This window comes from Mucilaginibacter sp. P4_G9, from assembly GCF_056400985.1.
Genome location: NZ_JBFUKF010000362.1, coordinates 1 through 5,018, shown reverse-complemented (window position 1 = coordinate 5,018; position 5,018 = coordinate 1). Strand labels below are relative to the sequence as shown.

General features: G+C 39.0%; 7 protein-coding genes. 3 read left to right on the top strand and 4 right to left on the bottom strand.

Annotation, left to right across the window (positions count from 1 at the left end):
- The 4 genes from AC1DPZ_RS21690 to AC1DPZ_RS21675 form a co-directional block, all read right to left on the bottom strand.
- Nucleotides 1-445, bottom strand: a 445-nt coding sequence (locus tag AC1DPZ_RS21690; protein ID WP_477407355.1) for an MBL fold metallo-hydrolase, incomplete at its 3' end; no start/stop codon positions are given.
- Nucleotides 446-466: 21 nt separating this feature from the next.
- Nucleotides 467-844 (bottom strand): STAS domain-containing protein, encoded by a 378-nt coding sequence (locus AC1DPZ_RS21685; protein ID WP_477407353.1) that lies wholly within the window; start codon nucleotides 842-844, stop codon nucleotides 467-469.
- A gap of 53 nt (nucleotides 845-897) precedes the next feature.
- Nucleotides 898-1,842, bottom strand: a complete 945-nt coding sequence (locus tag AC1DPZ_RS21680; protein ID WP_477407351.1) for a phosphoribosylaminoimidazolesuccinocarboxamide synthase — start codon at nucleotides 1,840-1,842, stop codon at nucleotides 898-900.
- Between the two features lie 83 nt (nucleotides 1,843-1,925).
- On the bottom strand, nucleotides 1,926-2,885 hold the full coding sequence (locus AC1DPZ_RS21675; protein ID WP_477407349.1) for a PhoH family protein: 960 nt from the start codon (nucleotides 2,883-2,885) through the stop codon (nucleotides 1,926-1,928).
- Nucleotides 2,886-2,986: 101 nt separating this feature from the next.
- Here AC1DPZ_RS21675 and AC1DPZ_RS21670 point away from each other — a divergent pair, with 101 nt between their 5' ends.
- From AC1DPZ_RS21670 to AC1DPZ_RS21660, 3 genes are all read left to right on the top strand, one after another.
- Nucleotides 2,987-3,763, top strand: coding sequence for an SAM hydrolase/SAM-dependent halogenase family protein (locus AC1DPZ_RS21670; RefSeq protein ID WP_477407347.1), 777 nt, complete (start codon nucleotides 2,987-2,989; stop codon nucleotides 3,761-3,763).
- 9 nt (nucleotides 3,764-3,772) lie between these two features.
- Nucleotides 3,773-4,288, top strand: a complete 516-nt coding sequence (locus tag AC1DPZ_RS21665; protein ID WP_477407345.1) for a hypothetical protein — start codon at nucleotides 3,773-3,775, stop codon at nucleotides 4,286-4,288.
- Between the two features lie 28 nt (nucleotides 4,289-4,316).
- Nucleotides 4,317-5,018 (top strand): ABC transporter transmembrane domain-containing protein (locus AC1DPZ_RS21660; protein ID WP_477407343.1); only part of this gene is annotated, 702 nt, incomplete at its 3' end.

Genomic DNA, 5,018 nt, shown 5'->3' with positions numbered 1-5,018 from the left:
AACCGGTACAGTCAATCCGGTGATTTAGCGGAATTGTTTCTATGATGATATCATTATTATTCACAATAACTTCGGCTTTTTGCGCATTGGTTTGGGTAAACGCCAACGGAAAATGAAGCGTAGTTTCAGAATATTTTAATTGCAGGTCAATGATCTCCATTAAATGCGGAGGGCCGAAAAGATATAGCGTTTTTTTTCGTCCGTTAAGGTGCATTGACGAAAGCAAACCTACCAGGCCCAGGTAATGATCACCATGCAGGTGGCTGATAAATATGTAATCGATGCGGCTTGCTTTAACTTCAAAGCGCAGCATTTGCTGCTGGGTACCTTCGCCGCAATCAATTAAATACAAGTGATCATTAATATTGAGCACTTGTGCTGTAGGATTTCTGTTAAAAATGGGGGTGGCAGAACTGCTTCCAAGTATTGTTACCTCAAATTTCATACCCGGTAAACAATCATTGGGTTATCTTGATTCTTTTTTAAGTTCTTTTTCAATTTCTTCCATGAAAATAAGATCGACGCCTTCTTCAGAAGTTGGTACTATGGTTAGTACGTTATCTAATTGAGAAATAGTGATCAAACGCGAAACAGCATCATTTAAACCCGCAAGAATAAATACGCCAGACGCATTTTTACATAGACGATGCCCAACCAACAGACTGCTTAAGCCAGATGAATCGGCAAATTTAACTTGAGAAAGATCAAGAATGATATTTCTTTGCCCTTCCGTATTGATCAATATCAGCTCAGATTTTAACTGAGGTGTTACTAATGAATTCAATTTTGATTCATTGAGCTTCACTAAAATGTATTTCTCGTGTTTATCGACAGCAAATTTCATTCTTATTGAAAATTATTAAGCTAAGATAAGATTATTTTATTTGGAAATAAAAATTACATGTTATTAAGCGCATGCTTTATAGCATTTTCTACCCTATCCAAAACATTCATGGTATTCGATTTTACAAATGCCTCTCCTGTAATTTGCTCATAAAGCTCAATATAACGTTCAGATATTGATTCAACAATTTCTTTTGTCATAACAGGAACAACCTGCCCATCCTTACCTTGAAAACCATTTTCTATAAGCCATTTTCTTACAAACTCCTTTGAAAGCTGTTTTTGTGATTCGCCTTTTTGCTGACGCTCCTCATAACCTTCCTTGTAAAAATACCTTGAAGAATCAGGGGTGTGAATCTCATCAATCAAATAAATTTCACCATCAACCTTTCCAAATTCATATTTGGTATCAACCAGTATAAGTCCTTGTTTTGCAGCAATTTCGGTACCGCGTTTAAACAGCGCTTTGGTATAACTTTCCAATTGGGCATAATCACCGGCAGATACAATGCCACGTGCCAGGATCTCTTCTTTTGAAATATCTTCATCATGCCCCACCGCAGCTTTGGTAGTTGGCGTAATTATGGGCTCGGGAAGGATATCGTTTTCCTTCAAACCTTCAGGCAGTGTTTCACCGCAAACCTGTCGCTTGCCGGCATTGTACTCCCGTGCCGCATGGCCGGCTAAATATCCGCGAATTACCATTTCTACCTTAAAAGGCTCGCAAATACGGCCTATCGTAACACTTGGATCCGGAACCGATATAACCCAGTTAGGTACAATATCACTTGTAGCCTTTAAAAAACGGGCGGCTATCTGGTTAAGCACTTGTCCTTTATAAGGAATAGCCTCGGGCAGTACAACATCAAATGCCGAGATCCTATCAGATACTACCATGGCCAGATACTTATTATCTATGGTATAAACATCCCGTACCTTACCCTTATAATAACCGGTTTGCCCGGGGAAATTAAAATGTGTCTCTTTTATTGAATTCATATTAGTGAGTGGTGAGTGGTGAGTAGTGAGCGGTTAATGGTGATATTAATTTTCCGACTATTCACCATTCACTATTCACCAACCTATTGTATATCCCCGTAAGCGGCTAATATTTTACGTACCAGCTTATGACGTACTACGTCTTCGCCACTTAGGTACACTATTTCAATGCCTTTTATATCTGTTAATATGCGCAGCGCTGTATGCAGGCCGGATTGTTGCTTTTTGGGCAAATCTATCTGCGTAACGTCGCCTGTAACAATAAACTTTGCAGATGGCCCCATACGTGTCAGGAACATCTTAAGCTGCATATCAGTAGCATTTTGTGCCTCATCCAATATCACAAAGCAATTATCAAGGGTACGGCCGCGCATAAATGCCAATGGTGCAATTTCAATGGTACGGTTCTCCAGGTAAAACTTAAGTTTTTCTGCCGGGATCATATCATCAAGGGCATCATATAACGGCCTCAGATACGGGTCGATTTTTTCTTTTAAGTCGCCGGGTAAAAAGCCGAGGTTCTCTCCTGCTTCAACTGCCGGGCGGGTTAAAATAATACGCTTTATTTCTTTATTCTTGAGGGCACGTACAGCTAATGCAACTGCAGTATAGGTTTTACCAGTACCTGCAGGCCCTATGGCAAAAAGAATATCGCTTTGATTAATGCTATCAACCATTTTACGCTGGTTGGCAGTACGGGCTTTCACCATTACTCCATTCGGGCCAAAAACTATAACCTCGCCGCTGGCAAATTTATCGGTTACCTGGTCAGTTGACGGCCCTATATTAACTTTTGATCCTAAAATACGTTCAAGATCGGTAATGTTCAGGTTCTCAAATTTTTCAACATGTTGCAGCAGATGAGAAAATTTTTCCTGGAAAACATTTAGTTCGTGATCATCACCCAAAACTTTTATTTCGTTGCCTCGTGCAACTAATTTAAGCTTGGGATATTGTTTCTTAATGATCTCAAAATGATCATTATTTGGCCCCCACAATACGGCTGGATTTACGTTTTCAATTGATAGCTTAAGTTCGTTCAATACTAATTTGATTTTTTAGTTAAGGATTTTTATGAATTAAAAATTGAATATTTGTAGCTTCAAATGCTATTACAAGATTAGCAATAAATATTATAAAATTAATGGCAATAATAACATTAACTACTGATTTGGGCGATAAGGACATTTACCAGGCTACTTTAAAGGGAAGTATCTATAAATTGTTGCCTACAGTTAATATTGTTGATATTACCAACAGTGTAGCGGCTTTTAATGTGCAACAGGCCGCCTTTATATTAAAGAACAGCTTTTATTACTTCCCCGAAGACACGGTGCACCTTATAGGCATCGATACTGTTTATAGCGATCATACAAAGTACCTGGCCGTAAGGTACAAAAAACATTATTTTGTAGGTGCCGATAATGGAATTTYCTCCCTGATGTTTGATACCGACCCGGAAGAGATTGTAGAGATCAACATTATGCAAGACCTTAAATTTCTCCATTTTCCCCTCGCCGATATTTTTGTAAAGGCAGCTTGTCACCTGGCAAAAGGCGGAAAGCTTAGCGAGATTGGCCTTCCGGTACATGAAATAGAAAACAAAATGAACCTGCAGCCTGTTATCGAAAAAAACCTGATAAAAGGTGTTGTTATTTATATCGATTCGTTTCAAAATGTGATTACCAACATTACCAAGGAGTTTTTTAACAGTGTACAGCAGGGCCGTCGTTTTGTACTTAATTTTAAACGTAACGAAACTATTAACCATCTTAGCTGGCACTATAATGAAGTTCCTGTAGGCGAAAAACTATGCCTTTTTGGCATCAGCGACCATTTAGAAATTGCTATAAATAAAGGAAACGCGAGTGGTTTATTAGGTTTAAACCTTAATGATAAGGTGATCATCGAGTTTCAGTAAAATTAACATATGAGAAAACTAATACTACTTGGCTTGCTATGTTTTTTTGCCGTGGGCGATCTTTTTGCACAATCGCAGTTTAACGCCGATTCTATTGCATACCAGCTTCAGCGTAAAAAAATCAACAATATGCTGGCTTCGCGTAAGCAAAAATTTGGACAGTATAGTCAAAGTTTAAGCCAGCACACCGGAATCTTCGGCCTTCAAACTAAGGACGATATCCGCCGCTCGAACAGTATTTTGATGGACATTGTAAAAACAGACGACAATATTTACAAGGAGCTAAAAATTTTATTGGAGTACCGAGCTTTTCAGCAAAGGCAGATCCAAAGTCATAGTCAGGAAGCAGAAACTATTAACCGGAACTTTATAGCCACTATAAGAAAGCTCAAACAACAAAATGCAGAACTTAAAGCCAACGCAGAACAAAAGGGCAATTCACATACCATCTATATAATTGTAATTGCCTTCATGCTTGCGTCAATTTTATATCTCCTTTACAAAAGAAACAAAGTTAAGGTGTAATTTAGCGCCCGTAACTATAAAACTATAAATGGCAAGAGGACGACTGAACAGTGGCGCTAAGACCGAGACCGAATTACCCAAAGCAAAAATAAACAGGCAGAGCATCCAAAACATACGGAAGCTGCTCACATACATAAAACCCTACCGGTGGAAGTTTATAGCAGGAATGTTATTTTTGTTTATATCGAGTTTGGTTGGGCTTGCTTTCCCTAAAATATTAGGTTCATTAATTGATGCGGCCCAGGGCAAATTTGTAAGCCAATACCTCCCGCATAGCCTAAATGGCATTGCAGTTTTTGGGTTTATCTTATTATTTGGCCAGGCATTTGTTTCATTTTTCAGGGTAGTATGGTTTGTTCAGGTGGCAGAGCGTTCATTGGCTGATATCAGGCGCGATACCTATTTTAAGCTCATCACTCTACCTATGAACTTTTTTGCCAACCGTCGTGTTGGTGAATTAAACAGCCGCATATCTGCCGATCTTTCTCAAATACAGGATACATTAACAACTACCATAGCCGAAATCATCAGGCAGTTGGTGATCATGGTGGGCAGTGTTATTTTGCTGGCAGTGGTATCCATAAAATTAACCCTTGCCCTACTTGCTATTTTACCATTCCTGGTGGCATTCGCTGTATTTTTCGGAAAGTTTATTCGTAAACTCTCACGGCAGGCGCAAGATAAACTCGCAGAATCAAACACCATTGTTGAGGAAACCCTGCAGGGCATT

Bases quoted from the DNA above. Each gene is read 5' to 3' on its own strand.
- AC1DPZ_RS21685 (WP_477407353.1), bottom strand. From the start codon at position 844: ATGAAATTTGCTGTCGATAAACACGAGAAATACATTTTAGTGAAGCTC.
- AC1DPZ_RS21680 (WP_477407351.1), bottom strand. From the start codon at position 1,842: ATGAATTCAATAAAAGAGACACATTTTAATTTCCCCGGGCAAACCGGT.
- AC1DPZ_RS21665 (WP_477407345.1), top strand. From the start codon at position 3,773: ATGAGAAAACTAATACTACTTGGCTTGCTATGTTTTTTTGCCGTGGGC.